Genomic DNA, 22,036 nt, shown 5'->3' on the forward strand with positions numbered 1-22,036 from the left:
TCAGAAACTGCGGATTCGTATCGACCACTTTGTAGCGGGCCATGGCAGGATCTCGACAGCGAGGCGAACCGACACCACATTCGATGCAGGACCAACCCGTTGCGTGCTAGCAAGTTCCGTTTCCACATTGGCATGCTTCGGGACTTTTCCTACAGCTTCGTTATGTAGGATTCCGGCATGTGCAGTCACACATTCAGCGGGAAGAGCAGACCTATGAACAGAGCGAGCGCCACGCGTAGCACGTGGTTCCCTGGTTGTGTAGCCGCCGTCATGGTTGCGACGCTCATTGCCTGCAGTAAGGAGGAGAAGCCGGTGGTGTCTGAGAATCGCACGAGCTTTGCCACTCGCTACGCGGCCGCTTGGAGCGGAAAGGATCCGGTCGCTTTCGGTACGTTCTATGATGAGGCGGGGTCGCTCATCGTGAACGGATCGGCGTCCGCTGGGCGGGCCGCCATCGTCGAGACGGCTCGCTCCTACATGGCCGCCTTCCCGGATATGGTCGTTCGGATGGACTCACTTCGCGAGGAGTCGGGAGCGACCGTGTTCCACTGGACGTGGACCGGGACCAATACGGGACCGGGTGGTACCGGGAAGGCGGTGAACCTCACCGGATACGAGCGGTGGACGTTCAGTGCCGATGGGCTGATCCTCAAGTCTGATGGTCACTTTGACAATGACGAGTATCAGCGACAACTCAAGGGTGAGTCGCCCACTAGCCACTAGTTTCGATTGCCGTCGTGGTACTGACGGCCGTGCGATGCCGCGCATAACGATGCTTGCTGCAGACGGGCGTATTCGGAAGCTCGCTGCGCTCGCATTTTGTTGGATCGCCCGCTGCAGAAGCCGGCGTTATGCAGATCACTACCGGAATAGCGCATGAGAATCTTCAAGCATCCAGTGAGCACGCGGCGTCTTCTCCAGCTCGGCCTGGTTGTCACGGGTGCGGTTGCCGGTGCTGTATTCGGCGTGGTCCTCACGCGGCTCGGCAAGCTGGCCACCGGTGCGCCGCCGGCGACGATCGCAAACTATGTGTGGAACGCCGCGGTCTTTGGCGCGTTGGCAGCGGTCGTGAGTCCGCTCGTCACGTGGTCTGAGCTGCGTCGAGCATCGCTCTGGCGCACCGTCACTGAGCCGCTCGTCACCGCAGTCGCCGGCGGCTGTGTCGCCGTCGTCCTCGGCGTTCCGGTGCTGATCCTCGTGTTGCCGCCGCTTGGCCTCGGGCTCGGTTTTGCGAATCTCCGACGACGGTATCCTGAAACGTTCGAGGCGGGCAGGTTGGCGCCTATTCCAGACATGTCTCGCGTGACGGAGTCGTAGGACTGCCATCCTGAGCATCGCTCAGCCCTGCATAACGTTTCGCTGCTGCCGACAGCGACGGTGCGGCCGACTACACGGTAGTGCCGGTGCCGATGATGCTCGACGCCCTGATTGGCGGTATTCGTGAGGCTCGCCGACAGCGCCAGCGTGTCGCCGGCGCCGACGCTGGTGGGCGGTTGACGTGACGGATCCGCCGTACTGGTCGCCGAAACGGTGTAGCTGCCGCCCGCGACCGGTGCCGTCCAGGTCGCCGTGCTGCCGCCGCCGGCGATGCTTCCGCCCGACGCCGTCCACGTCACGGCGGTCGTCGTGGCGTTGGTGACGCTCGCGGAGTACTCGACCGTGTTACCAGGATTCGCGGTAGTGGTCGAGGGTGACCAGCAGGATGAATCGCGACATGTGTGCGCTCCGGGTAGGTGAGACCGTGTGACAGATGCTCGGCCCTATCCGGGAGTGCGCAGGAACGAGGGAACAGGGCTCACCCGCGACGGGCCGCGCCTATGGAATGGCATGCCGTCTCTGCGCGGCAGGCGGGCGTCGACTACTGATCAGCGCGGTGCGATTCCGCCGGAGTGAATTCGCGGGATCGAGGGGTATGCATTGCCGGAAACGGTTCCGCTCCAGGTCGATCGCTCGTCATCGGACGGTTGCGGATCGATCGTGATCTGGACGTGTTACGGCGTTGGACGCCCGACCGATGATCGTCGGGCCTTGACGCCGATCAAAAGCTCTGTTGAACGCGCAGGAGCAGGAAGTGCTCGCGAACCGCTCGATCCGGCCGAGTCAGCGTGATGTCGTACGCGAGAGACAGGCGGGTGAGCGCCGTCGGCACCCACCCAACGGCGACGCCGCCACTGAAGGCGTGTGTCACGGAACGACGCGTGATGCGCGTGGAGAGGGCGTCACCCCACGCACTCAGACTTCCTGCCCGAACGCCAATATCCGTCGCCCCCCGCGGACCCGTGGGAACGATCTCTTGTGTCGGGCGGCGCGTCCCCCCGAGCACGTAGGCCGCCCGCCACGCCAGTGCCGCCGCCGTCATCGGGCGCGGTGCGCTACGGGGGTCGCCGAGTCTCGCCTCTTGCGTGAGCACGGCACCTTCAACCGACGTGACCACGCGACGATCCCCGATTAACGCTCCGATCAGCGCACGTCGTCGCATCCCATCGGCGACGGCGGTTCCGTCCGCGGTTCCATCAGCGCGGAACGAGAGGAGCGGCTGTTGGCCCACGGTGAGCAGACGGGCGAGTCCCGTCGCGTCCACTTCGCCTTCCTCATGGCCGGCGAGCAGGGCGATCTGGGCCTGCCGGTACTGATGCCCATGGCGCGAATCCCAGGCCAGACGCAGGAGTCCGTCGTATCCGGCACCGTCCACGGCGTCGAGATCGCCGTCGGTGTCGATCGTTGGCGCGCCGGTGTTGATGGCGGTGTGGAAGCCGCCCAGCGTCATCGTGAGCGCCCCCCGTTGCACACTGGCCTGTGCCCCAAAGCTGCGGCTCGGCATCAACGAATTGGCGAGTGAGCGCTCGCCGTGCAACAGCGTGGCCGACGACTGTGAGCGCTCCACGCCGAAGGCCGGTCGAAAGCGACCGATGCGCAGCGATGCGTTCGACCGGTCATAGCCGATGAACGCATCCTGAACGACGACACGTCCCTGCCCGAAGTCCGGCTGGAGGCGCATGTGCACGCCGTTGGCCATTCGCGCGTCAAAAATCAGCCGGGCACGGCGGAGGATCAGGCCGTCGGAGGATGAGGCAACCGCTCCCGATAGCAACCGCCCGTCAACTTGCAGATACCCACCCAGCGTGAGCGTCACGTCGCTGTTGCTGGCCAGGCGCAACGTGCTGCGCTCATCGCCGACAGGCAGAGTCGGCGGCGGCGGTGCGGCGGACTGCGCGGTCAGCACCGTGCTGCACGCGCATGTCCCGGCGACGGCCAGCCATCGACTCACGTGCCGCACGTTGCCGTTCACCGCGGCGTCGCCGGCGTGCGCGACGGCTTCGCCTCTTCGACGATCAGCTCGTCGATGTAGCCCGCGCCGAGGTCCCGGTTCGTGCGTACGGTGCCGGTGATGGTCACCGTGTCGCCGACGGCTGCTTCATCGAGCGTGGTGACCGCGAGATCCTGCGTCCCGCGCGCGGCGTCGCCGCTGCCGTCTTGCAGGTGAATCCAGTTCTTCACCATCACACCGGGGTTGTACTTCACCACGACCCCGCGGATCGACACCGAGTTGCCGGCAAGATGACGCTTCCGTGTCCACAGCTCACCGATCGTGCGCGCGTCGCGGTTGCTCGCCCGCGCGATCCGGCTAACCTTGGCGTCTTCGGCGGGCGGGGGCCCTGCCGAGGGGGCGGGCGCGTCGGTTGCGGTGCCAGAGACCGGCTCCCGCCCTGGTACCAGTGTCAACGAGCCGAAGTAGATCTGCGCGAACGTCCGGTTGCGGGTTTGGGATGCGAACTGCTCCATCAGCAGCGGGTTGTACACCGTGACCGGCGATCCGACGGTGAGCGGTGCCTGAAGCACGGCCGCCCAGATCTCGCCCTGGTCGGTCTCGAGGCGCACGTAGGCATACGGGTCGACGGGGATCTGCTCGCGCACGGTGCCTGTGATCGTACCGCCCGGCGCGACCGATGGCGTCGCGGTGGCTGTGGCACTCGGCGGCTGCCCGGCCTGCCGACTGTCGGCCTGCCGATTTTCCGAACAATCAGCGGTAAGCAGCACAGCACAACCCAATGCGACAGCGCAACGCATGATGAACTCGAGAGTTGAAGGCAAGCCAGGGGCCTGTGACAGGATAGCTTCCCAGTTGCCATTCGCACACCTCCGGCAACGTGCCGTTCGTGTCTGGCCATCCGGAGATCTCGTGGAACACCTCGACGTTCGGGATAGGAATTTCAATCGGGGTCGGTCGACTATTCGTCGAGCATTGCCGCGCGAGCGCTGACCTCGCCAGCGCCGCGTGCCGGGCGGCGGGGTGCTCTCCGTCTCGCTCGTGCGCCTTGCGTGCGGTGAGGACGGCGGGCACCGTGGGGGGCGATGCCGACCACGACGACGGTGTATCTGAGTGATGCCCGTTCCGCGACCGCGGAGGTCGTCAACGGATGGAAATTCATACGACAACTATTTTGACACTCACCGCGGTGGCTGGCGCCGACTACGCCAATGGCTCGTAGTTCCGCATGCGCTTCATTGAGTCGCCAGTCTTCACCACCAGTCTCCGACGGCACCTTGATGATGAGCAGTATCGCGCGATGCAGGCCGCGTTGAGTCTGCGCCCAGAGTAGGGGGCGCTCATACCAGGCGGTGCCGGCTTGCGGAAGTTGCGCTGGGGCGCTGAGGGGCGCGGGAAGCGCGGCGGCGTTCGTACGATCTATTATCGCGCCATCGATGACGACCTGTGCTAGCTGGCGTAGATGTACGCGAAGAATGAGCAAGGCGATTTGTCGCCGACACAGATCCGCGCGTTGGCTCGCGTGGTACGCGAGGAGTTCACGTGAAAGCAGAAGCCTTCGAAGCGTTGTTGACGAGCGTTCGCCAGCTCGGTGAAATCCGCCGTGGCGAGTGCAAGCCGTCACGTGCACGCTCGTTCAAGTCGACCGATGTGAAAGCGGTGCGCGCCGATCTCGGCCAGTAGCAATCGGAATTCGCGCTCATGATCGGCGTCAGCGTGGCGACGCTCAGAAATTGGGAGCAGGGGCGTCGGATGCCCGACGGTCCCGCGCTCGCGCTTTTGCAGGTGGGCGCCCACAATCCGGCGGTTGTCGTCGAAAGGTTGCATCGTCCTTGTCCGCGTCGGCGCGGCGCCGCATAACGATGCTTGCTGCTGGCGAGGGCTCTTGCACCAGTTTCGTATACACTTCCACCTAACGAGGATGGGAGTCACGCGTGCCACGATCGGGACCACGCAAGCTGTACACGTACACCGACGAGTTTTAGCCGGCGACTGTTCGTCTCACTCATTAGCCCCGCATGCAGGTCAAGACGGTCGCCGCCGCGTGAGAGATTCATCTCGTCATGCTGTCGAAGTGGCGAAAGGACGTCTGCGACGGAGTCATTCGCGGGCGGGCGGTGAAGGCGCCGCCACCTGGCCCAGCGCGTGAGATCGCGCAGCTGCAGGCGCTCGAGCAGCGGTATGCTGAGCTGCAAGAGGAGCACGAGCTCCTAAAAAACCATTCGCTTCTGTTTCATCGACGCGCACTGCACGCAGTTCCGCGTGATCCGCTACTGCAACGCACGCGATTGAATTCTCAGCCTCAACTACACGTCGCGTATCGCCGTCGAGCGTTGCGCAGCATAATCCACAAGTGTCCACGAAAGTGGTGCAAGATGCCAAACGAGTTACGAAAGCTCGCTCCGCTCGCATCTTCCGTCGCTAGCGCGGCGTCGGTGAAGCGATAGACACCGAGCGAACACCGTTTCATCTTTAGGCCATGACCGAAAAACAATTCACGCTGATCGGCGCAGACGGACAGGAAATGCTGAGTGCGGTACCCGGCACACTTGGCGGAAACCGCCGGCGGAAGATCTATGGGCGCCTCGACTGCCGGAGCGCGGTCGGCTCGCTACCCACGGGATATGCGAAGCATCGGGTCTTCTTTGCAGATGAGGCGACCGCGATCGCGGCCGGCTACCGACCGTGTGGCACATGCATGCAGGCGGAGTACGGCACCTGGGTTGAGGAAGCCATGCGCTCGGGGCGCCTGTAGCGTGGCACGATGGCCATGTTCTGCGCGTCCGTGACCTTCGATCTTCGCATCGTCCACTCCGGTCAGAGCCCACCGAAGTCAATCGTCACATTGTTCGATCGCGCTCGCTCCTTCTCCTTGCGACTCATGGGTGAACGCGAGACGTTGACCTGCGCTGGCCGATTGTGATCGGCGATGTAGCGAAGCTGAGGCACTCGATGCAGTGCGTCTATGTGACAACCGTGCGCGATGCCTGCCGCTTGTACGTGACGGCCTCGTTCATCGTTCACTACTGCACGCTTGCACGACGATACGAGCCAGGTGTCGTCGTGACGGGAAAGGCCGAAGTGGCTCCGCACGCGCTGATCCAGATTCCACGGTGGCATGTGGTCACCGATCCACGGTTGATCGGGATCGGTCGCCAACTTCGAAGTGCATTCGTAGCATCCCGCGTCGAGCATCGCTCGTTCGCTGCGATAGTGCCGACGGCTCACCGGCACGATCACACCGCCACTCGGCTCGACACGCGCTAGAGCCGGGATGCGACTAAGTTTCATCGGGGGATTCTGCCGCGGCGCTTCGGTCGGCGTCTCTCGCTTGTCCGTGTTCTGCGCACTCGGAATTCGTCGTCACATCATTGTCCCTCTCATTGCCAACAACGATCATGCGAATTCTCTCTGTGTTGTTTACGGTGCTTCTCTGTATCGCGGTGCCATTCCCGGTCGCCGCCCAGGTTACGCTCGATCCCGAGCAGCAAGCCGCCATGCAGGCCACCGCGATGCAACAGAGCCGGCCCGCCGAGTTTGTGCTGACACATCGCACGGAGCTCGGTCTCACGGCACCTCAAGTCGCGACACTCGAAACGCTGGTCGTAGCGCAGCGAGACTCGGCCCGCGCGCGACAGATGCGCGCCATGGAACGGATACGGACCTATGCCGCGAATCCCGCACTTGCGGCGGCGGTCAGTTGGAGCGGGCCTGTAGATGCGGCGGCCCTTCGCGACGCCATGTGTCAGCAGACGACCTCTCAGGTGGAGGTCGTGCTCGGAATCGCGTCGGACCGTCGGGTAGTCGCCAGCGTGCTCACTCCGGCTCAGGTTGCGCAGTTACCGCGCATGCAGTCGGAAGACATGCAGAAGGCAATGCGGCGACCGTAGCGTGTCTGAGTGCGGCCCAGAGCAGCGCGCCAGTCGCCTGCTCACCCTCAGTTCTTCCAGTCCGCGAGGAACAGGTTCGTTTCGCCCGGCTTCGCATCGTGTCGATTCGATGCCCAGATCAACGACTTGCCGTCGGGGCTGAACATCGGGAATCCGTCGAAATCTTCGTGCGTGGTGAGACGCTCGAGACCTGTACCATCAACGTTCACGAGAAACAGATCGAAGTTGCGGCTGCGCGGATTGCGATGATTCGACGAGAAGATGATGCGCTTGCCGTCCGGTGTCCACGACGGACCGAAGTTGGCCCCGCCGAGCTTGGTGATCTGCTTCTGGTCGGAGCCGTCGGCGTTCATCACGAAGAGCTCCATGCGATTCGGACGGATCATGCGCTTGCCGAGCAGGTCCTGGTAGGCCTTGAGCTCGGCCGCGTCGGTGTAATGCCACGCGCGGTATACGATCTTCTTACCGTCGGGCGACCACCACGGACCACCGTCATATCCCGGCGTCGTGGTCAGCCGCTTCACGTTGGTGCCGTCGACATTCATCGTGTAGATGTCGAGGTCACCGTCCTTGAGCGACGTGAACACGATGGACTTCCCGTCGGGTGAGAGCACACCCTCGGCGGTATACACGCCGTAGTTCGTGAGGCGCTTGAGGTTCTTGCCATCGCGGCCCACGGTGTAGATGTCGAACCGATCGATGCCCCACACGTAGCCCTGCGACGGATCCGGCTTCACGGGGCAGGCGCTGTCGGCAGCATGCGTGGAGGCGAAGAACAGGCGCTGGCTGCCCGGCAGGAACCAGCCGCAGGTGGTCTTGCCACCGACCGACACCTTGGTGAGGCCGGAGCCGTCGCGGCGCATCACGTACTGCTGATCGCAGGTGCGACCGTCACGCGTGGACTGGAAGGTGATCCACTGGCCGTCGGCGCTGAAATACGCCTCGGCATTCTCGCCGCCGTTCGTGAGCTGTCGGATGTTCGAGATGTGGGATTCGCCGCTGTCGGGGGCGATGACGTCACCCATCGGCGCCGCGGTGGCGGTCGCGCTGGAGCGGGTCGACGAGGTGCAGGCCGCCGCGAGACTGGCGACCGCAACGAGGATCGGGAGGGGGGTAAAAATACGCATGGGCTGAACCGTAGAGAGGTTCAGCCCATGCGGCAATGCAGTAGAGATACGTACCGTTAGGAGTGCACCGGCGAGCAGCGCCGTGAGTTCCTGATCAGTTTCCGCTTCGGCGGGCCACACCGGCCTTGGTCACGGCCGGTGCGGCGCCGGCGGCCGTGAAGACGTCCTTCTGCACGACGGCTTTCTTGAGCAGGTCAATTGCGGCGCGCAGCTGATTGTCGTCCTTCAGGCTCCGGCGACGGACCAACGTATCGCCAAAGGCGATCTTGGCCACGCGATCTTCAATGGCGCGGTCGATGTCGGGTGCCCCGCCGTCCCAGACGGCTTTGTCGATCTTGACCGTATCGGCGACCAGCTTCTGATAGAGCTCATCGCGCCACGCCGGGTTGACCGTGAAGTCGGGCTTCACTTTGCCCTTCTGGCCTTCGGCGATCACGGCGATCTGGTTGAAGTATTTCTGGAAGCTCGGGGCAATGGCGCGACGGAAGGCCTGTTCGGCGCCGGAGAGCGTATCAGGGGCCACGATCACGTCGGGCGTGATCGCACCGCCGCCGTACAGCGTTCGGCCGCTGGCCGATTTGTACGTCGGACGCGCCTTCCGCACGGAGTCCGTCTCCATGGAGTCGGGGAGTACCTCGAGGAACTGCCCGTCGGCGTTCAGCTTGCGCTCCTTCTGGATGGAGCGACCCGACGGCGTATACCACTTGCCGGTCGTGATCTTGAGCGCGTACCCGCCATCGAGGTTGTACACCGACTGCACGAGGCCCTTGCCGAAGGACGTGGTGCCCAGCACCAGCGCGCGGTCGTAGTCCTGCAGGGCGCCGGCGACGATCTCAGACGCGGAGGCCGATCCACCGTCGACCAGAACGACGAGCGGAACCTCGGGGGCAAGCGGGTCACGTTCGGCCACGAACTTCTGGAATTCGCCACGACCGCGCACCGATAGCAGTTCCTTGCCTTTTGGCAGGAACAGGTTCGACATGGCGAAGGCCTCGTCGAGAATGCCGCCGGGATTGCCGCGCAGATCGATGATGATGCTCTTCGCACCGCGCTTGCTCAGCGCGATGACCGAGTTGGCAATGTCTTCAGTGGTCTGCTCCGAGAATCGCTGTAGCGGAACGTAGCCGACTTTGTCTTCGATCATCATGGTGTACGGCACGGCCGGCACGGTAATCTGCGCACGCTTGAAGCTCATCTTGATCGGCTGAAGCGCGCCGATCCGTCCAAAGGTCACGTTGACCGGCGAGCCAATCGGGCCGAGCAGCTTGTTCTGGACCTGCTGCGTGTTGAAGCCACGCGCATTGGTCGTGTCGATAATCATGATCTTGTCGCCTTCCTGCACACCACCGCCCTCGGCGGGAGAGTTCGGGAAGACTTTGTTCACGGTCACGTAATCACCGACCTTCGAGATCTCCATGCCGATGCCGGCATAGCGACCATTGGTGTTCCGCGAGAACTCTTCGAGCTGCTTAGGTGTGAAGAGTTCGGTGTAGGGGTCGTTGAGTTCCTTCACCAAGCCGCGCGCGGCCTTCTCGTACAGCTGCTGCGCGTCGAGCGTGTCCACGTAACGCAGGGCGACGAACGTCAGCACCTGGTCGAGGAGCTGAGCTCCGCCACGCGTGGACCGCGCCTGCAGGGCAAAGCCCCCGGCGAGCACGGGGAGGAGAATCAGACTGGCCAGGGCGGCCTTACGGGTGCGTGTCATGCGGCTGCTCTCAAAGGAGGGACCGGGAAGAACTCTCTAGAATACGTACGCCTGCCGACAGCCGCTGTTCCGGTACGCGACGGTCAGGTCTCTTCGCGGGGACGGGAGCCGAGGACGTAATCCACGCTCCAGATCCGATCGTACTGCCGAACGGCGATATCCCTCACCAATCCGGCACTCAGCAGCATTTCATGCGCTGGTTGTAGGACGCGCTGGAGGTGCGAAGGGTATCGCTGGGTGAGCGGGAGCTGCTCAGCCAGTCGCTCCAGGGACACGCGCCAGGAAAGGCGTCCGTCGGAGCGGGCCACCTCGAGAATCCGGTACAGGCGACGGGCCACTGGCGACGACAGGGCGTGGTACCGGGCCGCCGAAAGGGTGATGGTGTGGCGGGCTGCCAGATTCGCGCGCACGGTGGCCGACAGGGTGACGCGGGCGTCGCCGGGCTCGCCCGCGGCCAGATTGCCGAACAGATGCAGCTGCTCGCGATCGGCCACCCGTCGGCGTTGCACCGACACGGTACTGAGCACGGTGAAGCTGATGTCCTCGTGGCCCGACTGCGCCGACCAGTAGGCGCCGACCGATTCGAGGGTGGTGCGTTCAAGGCGAGACAGCGCGGCTCGTAGCTGCTCGTAGGTGCGGCCATCGGCGCGCCGGCCCATGGAGCGCAGGAACGCATGCAGCGTGAAGGTGACGGCACCGTCGGCAGGGGAGCCGCCCTCGTTATAGCGGTGCAGCAGCTCGACGTACACATCCTGATCGAACGTGCCGGGCAGGCGATCGCCGGGCGCGGGGATGACACGCCACCGCCCACCGTTCTCGGTCGAGAACGACACGGGTGTATCGTCGGCGGAATCGCTGAGGCGAAAGAGCGGGAGTTCCTCGAGGGAACGATCGAGGATCACCCCGCGCACAGCCGGGCGCTTGCGTGCAGCGAGTGTCATCGGAGGAGTAAGCTGTCCGCCCGACGGTACGGGCGCCAGTCTAGGCGAGCGTTATGACCTGCCCGGACACGTTTCGTGCCAGCTCGCTGGCAAGAAAGGCGATGACGTCGGCGACCGACTCGCGATCGACGTAATCCGTCTTGTCGCCCATGTCGGCGAGGTTCGCCGCGGTGCGGACGGCGGTTGGGGCCACAGCATTGGCTCGCACCCCGTAGGGCTTCTCCTCGGCGGCCACCGCCCGCATGAGGGTGAGCACGCCACTCTTGGCTGCGGCATAGGCGGCCATGCCCTTGGGCGAACCACCGGGAAGCGCGGCGACCGAGCCGAAGTACACGAAGCTACCCTTGGCCGCACGCACCGCCGGCAAAAACGCGCGCGTGGCGCCGAAGGCGGTTTCGAGATTGATCATGAACTGCTTGCTCCACGCGGCCGGGTCAGCATCACTGATCGGGCCAGTGATGCCAAAACCGCCAGCCGCGCAGATCACGGCGTGCACCTGTCCACCGAACTGCGCCTGGGTTTGTTGAACGACTTGATCGGCGGCAGCCTTAGCCGCATTCGCGTCGGCGAGGTTGGCCACATGCGCCGTGGCGGTGAATCCCTGCGCGGTGAGCCACGCGGCGCGTGCTTCGACTTCGGCGGGTTGTACATCCAACAGGGCCAATGTCGCGCCGCGATGCGCAAAGGCGAGTGCAACCGCTTCGCCGACCTGACCGGCCCGACCAACACCGGTGATCACGATGAGCTTGCCGCTGAAGTCGAGTGCGTCGGTCATTGGTGATCTCGTGGAAGGCACCGTGCAAACAGCCAACTGCAACAGCGGGAACACGGAATGAACGGATAACACAAATCACACAGATAAGCGAAATCGCGCTGTTGATCTTATCGGTGTAATCTGCAAAATCCGTCCTCTCCGTGTTCCCGCTGTTGCGTTTGCTGTTGCGTTTGCTGTTGCGGCTGCAGTAAGGAACTACCTCGCCAGCAACTCGCGAATGGTATCCGCCGTCGCCTCAAGGCAGAGCGCCAGGCGATCCGGAGTGTGGTCGCCCATGTGGCCAATGCGGAACGTGCTGCTCTTGAGTTTGCCGTAGCCACCGCCTATCACGAAGCCGCGCTTGGCGACGCCCTTTACGATGTCGTCGCCTTTCAGTGAGGTGGGTAACGCGACGGCGGTGACGGTGCCGCTGCGCGCGTGCTCGGGCGCGTACACGCAGAACGCTTCGCCGGTTTCTTCGCGCAGAGCGTGCACCCAGGCGTGCGTCATCGATGCCATCTCCGTGTGGCGCGCCCAGCGCGCTTCGATGGTTTCGCGGGCGATGTGCTCACCTTGCACCGCGGTGGCATACAGCAACGAGATCGCCGGTGTGCTGGGCGTCTGGTTCTTGTGCACGAACTCTTCGAATTCCACCATGTCGAAGTAGAGGCCGCGCGCCGTCGCCTGACTGGCTTGATCGATATAGCGTTTCGACGCTACGCCGAAGGCCAGACCGGGCGGCAGTGCGAGGGCCTTCTGTGAGCCGGTGAGCACGAAGTCGAGATCCCAGGCATCGGTATCGACTTTCACGCCACCGAGTCCCGTGACGGAGTCGACGAGCACCGCCGTGCCGTACTGATGCGCGAGGGCGGCGAGTTCCGGCAGGGACGTGAGCGTGCCCGTGCTCGTTTCCGAGTGCACGACAGTGATGGCCGAGAAGCGCCGCTCGCGGAGCGCGCTCTCGACGACGTCGAGCGGAACCGCCTGATGCCAGTCGCCACCGACGACGCGCGTTTCGCGCCCGCACGCGAGCGCGATGTTGGCGAAGCGCTCACTGAAGGCGCCGTTCACCATGGAGAGAATTGGACCCGGCGCCGCACAGCGGATCGCCGCTTCCATCAGTCCGGTGGCGGATGAACTCGACACATACACCGGCCGCGTGGTCCGGAATATCGGACGCAGGCCATCCTGAATGCGCGCGAACAACGCTTCGAACACGGCACCACGATGCGGCAGCATCGGCGCCAGCATTGCCTCGAGCACGTCGCGCCGTACCTCGGTGGGGCCGGGAAGAAAGAACGTACCGAAGTCGGACATGGCGCCTTATCTCGAGGAGACGGGATGAAAGAGCAAGGGGTACAAGGCGGCGAAGCTGTCGGCTTCCGCGTCGGCGACGGCCACCACATTCTCGCGGCGCGCGACGCCGGTGTACGCGATGAACTCCGTCACGACCCCGCGTACGGCGGCATCGGTAGAGCCGTCGCCGATCATCACGGTGGGCGTGGCCAAGGCGAGCCGCTGCACGATGAGCGGCTTGCCACGCTGCGTGGAGAGCGGCTGATCGCCATCGAGCAGGCTCATGGTGCCATCGGTATCGCGCGCAAGCGACACGGCGTGCACGCGATCGGTGGGCACGCCCAACTGCAACGCAATCGGCACGATGGCGATACGCAATCCGCCGCTGAGCAAGTGCACCTGCGTGCCGGCGCGCTGCAGCAACGTGATGAGTTCCTGTGCGCCGGGCTGCAACGACTCGCGATACGCCTCAGCCAGCGAGATCAACTCACCGGCCGTCGGACGGATGCGTTGCAGCCGTCGCGTGTACACCGCCTCGATCGGCATCACACCGGCCATGGCCTGCGCCGTGAGCACTTCACTTTCGCGGGCAATCTCCGGGTCCCGTCGCGCGGCCAGCCAGTCGATGCCCTCGATTGCGCACACCGTCGAGTCGACGTCGAAGATCACCGTCTTGAAGCGCGGACGTCGGAGGTCGACCGACGCGGCCGTTGTCGTGATCGTCACAGTACGTTGCCTTGCGCCAGCAGGCCGAAGGGGTCGAACTCACGCTTGATGGCGTGCATCACGCGGAGCTGCGCGGGGCTGGCCTGCATCGGCAGCCACCGGCGCTTGAGTTTGCCGATACCATGTTCGGCCGCCACCGTCCCGCCCATCGCGATCACTTCGCGCAAGGTCGCTTCGACCACGCGTTCAATGCGATGCAACTCCTCCGCATCCTGCGCGATGAAGTTCTGATGCGGATGGCCGTTGCCGGCGTGTCCGTACGCGATCCCTGATGTCACACCGGCGTCGGCGGCGAAGCGTCGCGCGAGGTGCAGTGCTTCGGCCAGTCGAGGATACGGTACGGCCCAGTCCGTGCTGACCTTGCGGCCGCCGAACGGTCGTCGCGCCGCACCACGCTCATTCATCGTGGCCGGTACGGCGTGGCGCAGATGTCGCGCGTCACGCAGGGCCGTGGCCGAATCGTACACGCGGATGTCGGCACTCAGCGCGGCGTGCGCGTCGGCCAGCTCGAGCCACGCCTCGAGCGGTAGGTCATCGTCGGGCCGTGATTCGTCGGCGCCAGTTTCCTCGACATACACCATCGCGGTCGCGTTCGTGGCCCAGCCGGTGCTGCCCTCCGCCGCGCGCGCGATGTCCATGGCGCCCTGATCGAAGAACTCGAGACAACGCGGATGCACCGCGGTGGAGCGCCGCGCCGACACGACAAACGCCAGCGCATCGTCTTCGCGCTCGAACGGCACCATGAGGCCGAGCACCTGCGGCGGCAGCGCGTGGAGCGAGAGTTCCGCTTCGACGACGACGCCGAGCGTGCCTTCACTGCCCACAAACCAATCGACCGGATCGTGGGCGATGGGATAGCCGACGGTGTTCTTCTCGAGTTGTGGGCGGCGCAGGTCGAGGCGCTCGCCACTGGCCAGCAGCACGGTGATCGCCCGCACGTGGGGCCGGGTGGCACCATAGCGCAGCGAGCGGGCGCCGGACGCGTTGCAGGCGATGGCGCCACCGATGGTGGATTCTTCTTCGCTGGTGGGATCGGGCGTAAAAAGCAGGCCGGCCGCTTCTGCGGCCCGGCGTACATCCGCCACTATCGCGCCGGGCCCCACGCGAATGCTTCGTGCGGCGGTGTCCACCTCGCCGATCGTACCCAGTCCGCGCAACGACAGCAGGAGCCCGTGATCGGTGATCGACGCGCCGGTCGTACTCGACTGCCAGCCGGCCGGCGTCACGGCCGTGCGCGCGGCGGTGGCCTCGCGCAGCAGCTCCGTGACTTCCTCGATGCTGGTAGGACGTGCCACGGCATCGGGCGTCATCTCGAGTCCCGACGCATCGCGCGCGAACGCCCGACGGATGTCGACATCGACGGTCGTCACGTCGCTGGTGATAGTCATCAGGGCGCTCGCCTACTCGGCGCCGAAGTGCGCGACGCTCGCCGTGAGTACGTCGGGGAGTTCCAGCAGCGCCTTGCGGGTCTCTTCGCTGACGGTGCCGTCCACCGAGATCGCCGCCAGCGCATCGCCGCCCTGGGCCAGCCGGGCCTGATGATACTCGGCGATGTTGACCTTGCGTTCGCCCAGCAACGTGCCGACGCGACCGATGACGCCGGGCACGTCGTGATTGGTGAGAATGAGCAGCGTCTGACGCGGATTTACATCGACATGGAACTGTCCGATGCGCGTGAGCCGCGGCTTGCTGTCTTCGGGCGCCACACCGGCCACGGCCAGCTGCTGCATGCCGCCGGCGAGTGCGACTTCGATGGCGCGCGGGTGTCCGAGCTCGCTGGACTCACCGACCGAGAGCTCAAGGCCGCGCGCTTCGGCGAGACTGCGAGCGTTGATGAGATTGAGACGATCGGTTTCGATGACGCCTTCCAGGACACCAGCGGCCGCCGCGGCCAACAGTGGGCCCGCCCCGTGCGCGAGGTCGGGACCGATGCGGAGCGCCAGTCGCCGCACCGCGCGCATGCCCTGGTCGGCCAGCACGGCACGCGCCACGGCGGCGGCGCGACGCGCCACGAGCATGGCGGGCTGCAGGTCTCCCCACTCGCCCGACCCGCCGGCCACGTTGATCGACTTCGAGAGATCGTTGTGCAGCAGCGCATCACGGACCGCGAGACAGACATCGCGCGACACGTTGCGCTGCGCTTCGACCGTGTTGGCGCCCAAGTGCGGCGTGAGCAGCAGATTCGGGGCGGTGCGCAGCGGGGAATCGGCGACGAGCGGCTCGGCGGTGAACACGTCGAGTACCGCGCCGCGCAGCTGATCGGCTTGCAGTGCGGCCAACAGCGCCGCTTCGTCGACGATGCCGCCACGCGCCATGTTGACCACGATCGAACGGGCCGGGAGTCGTCCCAGTTCGCGCTTGCCGATCATGCCGCGCGTTTCGTCGTTGAGCGGCACGTGCATTGTCAGGATGTTGCTCTCGCCGACCAGTGCATCGAGCGACACCGCGCGCCGAACGCGCAGCGCGGTGAAGCGTTCGTCGGCGATGTATGGATCGAAGGCCACGACCGTCATGCCGAAGGCGTGCGCACGCATGGCGACTTCACTGCCGATACGCCCGAGGCCGACGATGCCGAGCGTCTTTCCCTTGAGCTCGCGGCCCATAAGCTTGGAGCGATCCCACACGCCGTTCTGCATCGAGAGTGCGGCGGCGGGCAGCTGCCGCAGCAGGCCGATCACCGTACCGAAGAACAGCTCGGCCACGGCGACCGTGTTGCCGGCGGGCGCGTTGATGATCGCCACCCCCAATTCGGTAGCGACATCGAGGGCGATGTTGTCGACACCGACACCAGCGCGGCCGACGACGCGCAGCTTCTTCGCGGCACGCAGCAGTTCGGCGGAGATCTTGGTGGCACTGCGTCCGACGATGGCGTCGTACTCGCCGATGCGCTGCAGCAGTTCATCCTTGGGCAGCGTGGGGACTTCATCCACGAGCAGTTCGGTCTCGGCCGCGAGCAGGGCGAGTCCTTCCGGATCGACATCGTCAGTGACGAGAACGCGATATGCCATGAGTGCACACGAAAGGAGACGCCGCGCCGTGCACTGCCCGGTGCAGGCATGACGCGACGCGGTGAAGAGGCAACGGTCTTGGAACCAGCGGAGGGATCAACAACCCGAGCGGCAGATCAGGTCCCGAAGTCGTTCCGGCCAAGCGTGGTACGCAGCATCTCGCGCAGCGCAACCAGCAGGTCGTCGCGGGCGGCCGGCGAGTCGTCTCGTACATGCAACTCCACGCCGTCGGCAATGGGCACGTGTCGCCAGCTCGCGACGCCATTGTGCTTGGGCGCACTGGAGTCCATCTGCAGCGTGAGGGCCGGCGCGAGTGACGCGGCCACGCGCCGTTCGAGCGCATCGCCGGTGACTTCCCGCATTTCCTTCTTGATCGCGTCGAGCGTCTGTCCTTCGCGCTGGCGGATCTTGATCGCGAGGAGTTGCAGAAGATGCCGATAGCCGTAGGTCGCGGCGGTGCCAGCGCCTTCCGGTCGATCGAGCAGCCCGTTCGCTACATAGAAGCGCACGGCGCGCGCACTGGGCATAGCCCGCGCTGACGCGTTCGTGGGCTTCATGCCGGCAGAATCCACCAGTGCAGCGGCGTGGGCCGCGAGCCCGCGGGCATTCCACGGGGCATTTCGCGCGTGAGCGCGGAGAAGTGGGACGGGAGACTCGGCCATGGGGAGGGCAATATACGCTGGATCGTGGCCGTGTGCTGACATCACTTGTGTGGCTCGACATTTGTCGCTCGACAACGATCATGCGACTGCGCCGACTCGCCAGGCCGCCCGTGTGACACTCCCCAGTATCACCCACCACCCACCAGGACGACCTGACGATTGTGTCGGCGCAGTCGCGCGACCGAACCTGCTGTACCGATGCGCGTTACTCGCGGACCGCCGGTGCAAAGGCGGATCGGACGCCAACGGTCGTGGCGTACTGCGCGATCGTGGCGAGGTCGACCGGCTTCTCCAGGAAGTGCAGCGCGCCCAGGCGGAACGACGCTTGTCGGTTGGAATCGTCTGGATACGCCGTGAGCACCAACACCATCGCGTCGGGCGAAAGCATCCCGGCCAACGCCATCACCTGCAATCCACCATCGCGCTTGCCGCCGAGCCGAAGGTCGGTAACGACGAGGTCGAAGCGCTGCGTGCGGAGACGCTCGAGCGCCTCGGGCAGCAGCTCCGCCGAACTGACGACGTTGCCTTCCACGTCGAACAGCTCAACGAGGATGTCGCGAATAGACTGCTCGTCTTCAACGATGAGGACGGACTTGATGGCATCGTTCGAGTTGTTCATGCGCCGTACAGAAGGCGAGAAGCGGGCCGAAGTCCGTGCGGTGATGACAACCCGTTATTCAGAAACGTGTTAGGAATTTGTGATATCACAAGGTTGCTCTCAGACGCTGTCGAAATTCCGGTCGAATGACCGACGCGACGTCCGAAAATCGGTCACGCGCCGTCGGTCGGATAGCGTTTGAGCTTCTCGAGCAGGGTGGAACGGGCAATCCCCAGAAGGCGGGCCGCATGGGTCCGATTGCCGCCACTCGCCGCCAGCGCTTCGCGGATGGCCTGATGCTCGGCTTGCTCCAGCGTGCGCGGATCGTTCGGTACCACGCGCACCGGGTTCGTCGGCGTCGGGGGCACGGGCAAGCCGAGGTGCGAGGGCTCGATGGGTCGGCCTTCGGCAAGGATGGCGGCGCGCCAGATCGTGTTTTTGAGCTCCCGAATGTTACCGGGCCAGCGATAGGTGGCTAACGCATCCTCTGCTTCGTTCGTGAGCGAACTGCCTTTGGGGAGCATCGCCATGGCCATCGTCAGAATTTCGTCCTGCCGCTCGCGCAATGGTGGGAGCGTGATCGTCAACACCTGCAACCGGTAGTACAGGTCGGCGCGAAACCGCTTCTCGGCCACGGCGTCGGCCAGCGACTGGTGCGTGGCAACGACGACCCTGGCGGACGACCGCAGCATCGTCGTGCCCCCGAGTCGTCGGAACGTGCGTTCCTCCAACACCTTGAGGAGTCGGGGCTGCACCTCTGCACTCAGCTCGGCGATCTCATCGAGAAAAACGGTGCCTTCGCCAGCCACTTCAAGGAGGCCGCGCTTGGCCTGACGTGCATCGGTAAACGCCCCTCGTTCATGGCCGAACAATTCACTTTCGAAGAACGTCGCGGAAAGGGAGGCGCAGTTGACCTCGACGAACGGTGAAAGGTTCCGCACCGAACGATCATGAATCTGCCGCGCGATGTACCCCTTGCCGGTACCCGTTTCGCCCTGCAGGAGGATAGGGGCGTCGGGGTTCCTGGCGGCGAGATCGATGAGATCGGAGACCGTGGGGGCCATCGCCGGTGGCGTCGCCTGTGTGCGCCCCTGCGCGCGAAGTACGGCCACTTCCTGCCGAAGCCGACCCCGTTCGGCGGCGCGGGTGACGGCGGCAGCAAGCAGTTCGAGATCGACTGGCTTCTCGAGGAGATCCGCCGCGCCGTGCTGCATGGCGGCGACGGCGGTGCGCACGTCGGCGTATCCGGTGAGCACGATGACGGCCAAGTCGGGGTCGTCGGCTCGGAGCGCCTCAAGGGCGCGAACGCCGTCGGCATCGGGGAGGCGCAGATCGAGCAGCACCACATCGGGCGCGTGCTCGGCAGCCAGACGTCGGCCTTCGGTGGCGGTAGACGCCCCGCGCGCCGTGAAGCCAAACGTCTCGAAGAATTCGACCAGGGTCGAGCGCACCGTTTCGTCGTCGTCGATCACGAGCAAGGACAACGTCACGTGGCCGCCGTGGGGGGAAGCGTAAGGGTGAGCGTGGTACCGGCTTCGGGGACGCTATCGATGCTGATCGTGCCGCCGTGCTCGTCCATGATGCGCTGGCAGAGCGCCAGCCCGATGCCGGTGCCGCCGGCTTTGGTGGAGTAGAAGAACTCGAACACATGCGGCAGGACATCGGGTGGGATGGCCGGACCGCCATTCGCCAGGCGGCAGCGCCAGCCGCCCACCGGCGATACCTGCGAGATGAGCACGAGTTCCGATCCTTCTGGAGCCGCGTCGCAGGCGTTCACGAGGATATTGCGGCAGACCTGTCCCAGCTGCTCGAGGTCGATCAGACTGCGTACGGGATGCTCCGGCCGCACCCGGCGAATCGAGAGCTGGCGAGCCTCGAGGCGGGCGCGTTCGCCGTCGAGAATGTCGTCCCACACCGATTCCGGATCGGCGGGCACGAGATGCGCCGCGTTCGGGCGGCCGAACTCGAGGAGCGACGTCACCATGCGGTTGAGTCGTTCGACTTCGCGCAGGATGCGGCCGACGTTCTTCTCGACCACGGGGTCTTCCTTCGCGCGGAACTGGAGCAGCTGGGCGGCGGAGGAGATACCGAACAGCGGATTTCGCAGTTCATGGGCAACGCCTGCGGCCACCTCGCCGATCGCTTCGAGCCGACGCTTCGACTCCACGCGTCGCACCAACCAGGCGCGCTCGATGGCCACGGCCGTCTGCGCCGCGATCACGGCCAGCACGCGTTCCGCCTCTTCGAGCGCCTGTTCGGACTCGATCGGCTCGGCATAGAGGGTGATCGCGCCGAGGACACCTTCGGCGGTAATCAGCGGGGCGGTGATCTCGAGACCGACGTTCGTGGACTGTCGGGCCACGTTGCCGGTGGCGAGCGCGTCGAGCCAGGTGCGAAGCAGGCGGACTTCGAGCTGCCTGCTGGTATGCGCGTCGTAGCCTTGCCGGTGGGTGATACGGAACTCGGCGGTGTCATCGTCGGCGAGGGCGATGACGAAACCGGTGGAGGGGACGGCGCGGAGCAGCTGGTGCGCGACTTCTTCGTAGACACGATCGAGCGAGATCGCTTCGGCGAGAGCGATGCCGGTATTGATCAGCGCTTCCCGCGAGCGGTGACTCGGCGTGATGTCCACCGTTGAGAAGACGAATCCGGACACCTGTTGGCCGTCGTCGATGGCGGTGACCTGCATGAGGAACACGCGTTCCTCGTTCGGCGAGCTGCAGGGGAACTCCCAGCGGACAACCGGCACGCGCCGTTCACGCAGGAGCGCCATGGCGCGCTCGATCTGCTCGCGCGAGGGGTCGTCGGAGACGCTGTCGAACACAGAGCGCCCGAGCACCGCCGCTTCCGTGGCAATGCCGGGCGCTCCGTTGTCTCTTGCGAACGTCGACCATGCGCTATTCGCCGCCGTGATGCGTCCGTCGAGATCGACGGACCACACGGTGAGCGGCAGCGCGTCGAGCAGCCGCCGCGCGAACGGCGGCTGCTCGTCGGGCGGCATCACCGGCGCTTCGCGCCCTTCTTGGCGGGCTTTGCGGCTTTCTTGACGGCCTTTGCCGGCGCCTTCTTGGCCGCCTTCTTCGGTGCCGCCTTGACTGGCGCTTTCTTGACCGACTTGGCCGGCGCCTTCTTCGCCGGTGCCTTCTTGGCCGGTGCCTTGTTGGCGGCCTTCGCGGGCGCCTTCTTGGCCGGAGCCTTCTTCGCCGGGGACTTCTTCGCTACGGCCTTCTTGGCGGCCTTGGCGGGCGCCTTTTGGGCCGGTGCCTTGGCCGCCGGTGCCTTGGCCGCTGGTGCCTTGGCCGCTGGTGCCTTGGCCGCTGGTGCCTTGGCCGCTGGTGCCTTGGCCGCTGGTGCCTTCGTGGTCGGCGCCTTCACCGCGGCCTTCTTGGCCGGAGCCTGCTCGACTTTCGTGGCCGGAGCCTTGGGAGCCGGCTTGGCCGCCGGCACCTCGGCCGCTGGCGCCTTGGGTGCCTTGGGTGCCTTGGGTGCCTTCACCGGCACGGGAGCTTTGGCGATCGGTTCGGACTCGTCGTCCTCGATCTCCAGGATCTCATCGATGTCCTCGATCTCGTCGATGATGACCGGCACTTCGACCTTGGGCTCCGCCTTGGGTGCCTTCGGCTTCGGGGCCGGCTTGGGCGCACCAGGATTCTTGGGCGGACGACCGGGGCCACGACGCACGGGGCGACTGAAGATGTCGTCTTCGTCGTCCTCGTCCTCGATCAGCTCGTCCTCGAAGCTGTCGCCCTCGTCGTCATCGTCGTCGTCCTCCTCGTCGTCGTCGGCACTGTCCCAGAGGGAATCGCCGCCTTCGGAGGGGAGGCCGTAGCCATCCTCCTCGTCTTCGTCGTACGACGAGCGGCCGTAGCCCACATCATCCATGTCGTCATCCATCAGATGGAGCTTCCCAATCTCGTCGCCACGCGGCATGACGCCTCCTCTCCTCGGAAAAGTTCGAACGCGGTCGTCGACCGCACCGGCTCGTAGACCGGCCGCAGCAACGCGGCTCGTGATACCCAGACTTCGTGTGCTACTGAATAGCACGACCAAGTACATACAAA

The 22,036-nt window shown here is 65.2% G+C and carries 20 protein-coding genes and 1 pseudogene; 6 read left to right on the forward strand and 15 right to left on the reverse strand.

The features are described from left to right. Nucleotides 1-270 precede the first annotated feature (270 nt). Both RMP10_RS19400 and RMP10_RS19405 read left to right on the forward strand, forming a co-directional pair. Nucleotides 271-723, forward strand: a complete 453-nt coding sequence (locus tag RMP10_RS19400; RefSeq protein ID WP_310571748.1) for a nuclear transport factor 2 family protein — start codon at nucleotides 271-273, stop codon at nucleotides 721-723. Between the two features lie 153 nt (nucleotides 724-876). Continuing rightward, nucleotides 877-1,317 carry a hypothetical protein gene (locus tag RMP10_RS19405; RefSeq protein WP_310571749.1) on the forward strand — a complete coding sequence of 147 codons (441 nt, stop codon included), beginning with the start codon at nucleotides 877-879 and terminating at the stop codon, nucleotides 1,315-1,317. A gap of 721 nt (nucleotides 1,318-2,038) precedes the next feature. Here RMP10_RS19405 and RMP10_RS19410 read toward each other — a convergent pair. Both RMP10_RS19410 and RMP10_RS19415 read right to left on the reverse strand, forming a co-directional pair. Then, the gene (locus tag RMP10_RS19410) at nucleotides 2,039-3,268 is read right to left on the reverse strand and encodes a porin (protein ID WP_310571750.1); all 1,230 of its coding nucleotides are present in this window, start codon (nucleotides 3,266-3,268) and stop codon (nucleotides 2,039-2,041) included. Between the two features lie 17 nt (nucleotides 3,269-3,285). Continuing rightward, nucleotides 3,286-4,068, reverse strand: a complete 783-nt coding sequence (locus RMP10_RS19415; protein ID WP_310571751.1) for a hypothetical protein — start codon at nucleotides 4,066-4,068, stop codon at nucleotides 3,286-3,288. 742 nt (nucleotides 4,069-4,810) lie between these two features. On the opposite strand from RMP10_RS19415, the gene RMP10_RS19420 reads away from it, so the two are divergent. The 4 genes and pseudogenes from RMP10_RS19420 to RMP10_RS19430 all read left to right on the forward strand — a co-directional run bounded on the left by RMP10_RS19420 (nucleotide 4,811) and on the right by RMP10_RS19430 (nucleotide 7,158). Further along, nucleotides 4,811-4,951, forward strand: a complete 141-nt coding sequence (locus RMP10_RS19420) for a hypothetical protein (protein WP_310571752.1) — start codon at nucleotides 4,811-4,813, stop codon at nucleotides 4,949-4,951. A gap of 12 nt (nucleotides 4,952-4,963) precedes the next feature. Further along, nucleotides 4,964-5,128: pseudogene (locus RMP10_RS23470) on the forward strand (helix-turn-helix domain-containing protein); the annotation flags it as partial. 619 nt (nucleotides 5,129-5,747) lie between these two features. Beyond that, nucleotides 5,748-6,023, forward strand: coding sequence for an Ada metal-binding domain-containing protein (locus tag RMP10_RS19425; protein WP_310571753.1), 276 nt, complete (start codon nucleotides 5,748-5,750; stop codon nucleotides 6,021-6,023). Between the two features lie 643 nt (nucleotides 6,024-6,666). Then, on the forward strand, nucleotides 6,667-7,158 hold the full coding sequence (locus RMP10_RS19430; RefSeq protein ID WP_310571754.1) for a hypothetical protein: 492 nt from the start codon (nucleotides 6,667-6,669) through the stop codon (nucleotides 7,156-7,158). A gap of 47 nt (nucleotides 7,159-7,205) precedes the next feature. Here the strand turns inward: RMP10_RS19430 and RMP10_RS19435 are convergent, their stop codons facing one another. The 13 genes from RMP10_RS19435 to RMP10_RS19495 all read right to left on the reverse strand — a co-directional run bounded on the left by RMP10_RS19435 (nucleotide 7,206) and on the right by RMP10_RS19495 (nucleotide 21,905). Further along, complete coding sequence (locus tag RMP10_RS19435) at nucleotides 7,206-8,285, reverse strand: hypothetical protein (protein ID WP_310571755.1); 1,080 nt, start codon at nucleotides 8,283-8,285, stop codon at nucleotides 7,206-7,208. A 94-nt stretch (nucleotides 8,286-8,379) separates the two neighbouring features. Further along, entirely contained in the window at nucleotides 8,380-9,990 is a 1,611-nt protein-coding gene (locus RMP10_RS19440; RefSeq protein WP_309669872.1) for a S41 family peptidase, read from the reverse strand. Between the two features lie 83 nt (nucleotides 9,991-10,073). After that, the gene (locus RMP10_RS19445) at nucleotides 10,074-10,931 is read right to left on the reverse strand and encodes a replication initiator protein A (protein WP_309669873.1); all 858 of its coding nucleotides are present in this window, start codon (nucleotides 10,929-10,931) and stop codon (nucleotides 10,074-10,076) included. 40 nt (nucleotides 10,932-10,971) lie between these two features. Further along, complete coding sequence (locus tag RMP10_RS19450; protein ID WP_310571756.1) at nucleotides 10,972-11,706, reverse strand: SDR family oxidoreductase; 735 nt, start codon at nucleotides 11,704-11,706, stop codon at nucleotides 10,972-10,974. Between the two features lie 195 nt (nucleotides 11,707-11,901). Beyond that, the gene (locus RMP10_RS19455; protein ID WP_310571757.1) at nucleotides 11,902-13,002 is read right to left on the reverse strand and encodes an alanine--glyoxylate aminotransferase family protein; all 1,101 of its coding nucleotides are present in this window, start codon (nucleotides 13,000-13,002) and stop codon (nucleotides 11,902-11,904) included. A gap of 6 nt (nucleotides 13,003-13,008) precedes the next feature. After that, nucleotides 13,009-13,707 (reverse strand): HAD-IB family phosphatase, encoded by a 699-nt coding sequence (locus RMP10_RS19460; protein WP_310571758.1) that lies wholly within the window; start codon nucleotides 13,705-13,707, stop codon nucleotides 13,009-13,011. Next, a complete protein-coding gene (locus tag RMP10_RS19465) occupies nucleotides 13,704-15,095 on the reverse strand; it encodes an FAD-binding oxidoreductase (RefSeq protein ID WP_310571759.1) in 1,392 nt (463 codons plus the stop codon). Before RMP10_RS19465 ends, RMP10_RS19460 begins: the two co-directional genes overlap by 4 nt. A 12-nt stretch (nucleotides 15,096-15,107) precedes the next feature. Next, a complete protein-coding gene (serA, locus tag RMP10_RS19470; protein ID WP_309669879.1) occupies nucleotides 15,108-16,715 on the reverse strand; it encodes a phosphoglycerate dehydrogenase in 1,608 nt (535 codons plus the stop codon). Nucleotides 16,716-16,831: 116 nt separating this feature from the next. Beyond that, complete coding sequence (locus tag RMP10_RS19475; RefSeq protein ID WP_310571760.1) at nucleotides 16,832-17,377, reverse strand: MerR family transcriptional regulator; 546 nt, start codon at nucleotides 17,375-17,377, stop codon at nucleotides 16,832-16,834. Nucleotides 17,378-17,582: 205 nt separating this feature from the next. Beyond that, nucleotides 17,583-17,996, reverse strand: coding sequence for a response regulator (locus tag RMP10_RS19480; RefSeq protein ID WP_310571761.1), 414 nt, complete (start codon nucleotides 17,994-17,996; stop codon nucleotides 17,583-17,585). A gap of 152 nt (nucleotides 17,997-18,148) precedes the next feature. After that, a complete protein-coding gene (locus RMP10_RS19485; protein WP_310571762.1) occupies nucleotides 18,149-19,465 on the reverse strand; it encodes a sigma-54 dependent transcriptional regulator in 1,317 nt (438 codons plus the stop codon). Then, a complete protein-coding gene (locus RMP10_RS19490) occupies nucleotides 19,462-20,976 on the reverse strand; it encodes an ATP-binding protein (RefSeq protein WP_309669915.1) in 1,515 nt (504 codons plus the stop codon). Before RMP10_RS19490 ends, RMP10_RS19485 begins: the two co-directional genes overlap by 4 nt. Next, nucleotides 20,976-21,905: a hypothetical protein gene (locus RMP10_RS19495; protein ID WP_310571763.1), complete on the reverse strand. Its 930-nt coding sequence runs from the start codon at nucleotides 21,903-21,905 to the stop codon at nucleotides 20,976-20,978. Before RMP10_RS19495 ends, RMP10_RS19490 begins: the two co-directional genes overlap by 1 nt. Nucleotides 21,906-22,036 lie beyond the last annotated feature (131 nt).

Source organism: Gemmatimonas sp. (genome assembly GCF_031426495.1).
GTDB lineage: Bacteria > Gemmatimonadota > Gemmatimonadetes > Gemmatimonadales > Gemmatimonadaceae > Gemmatimonas.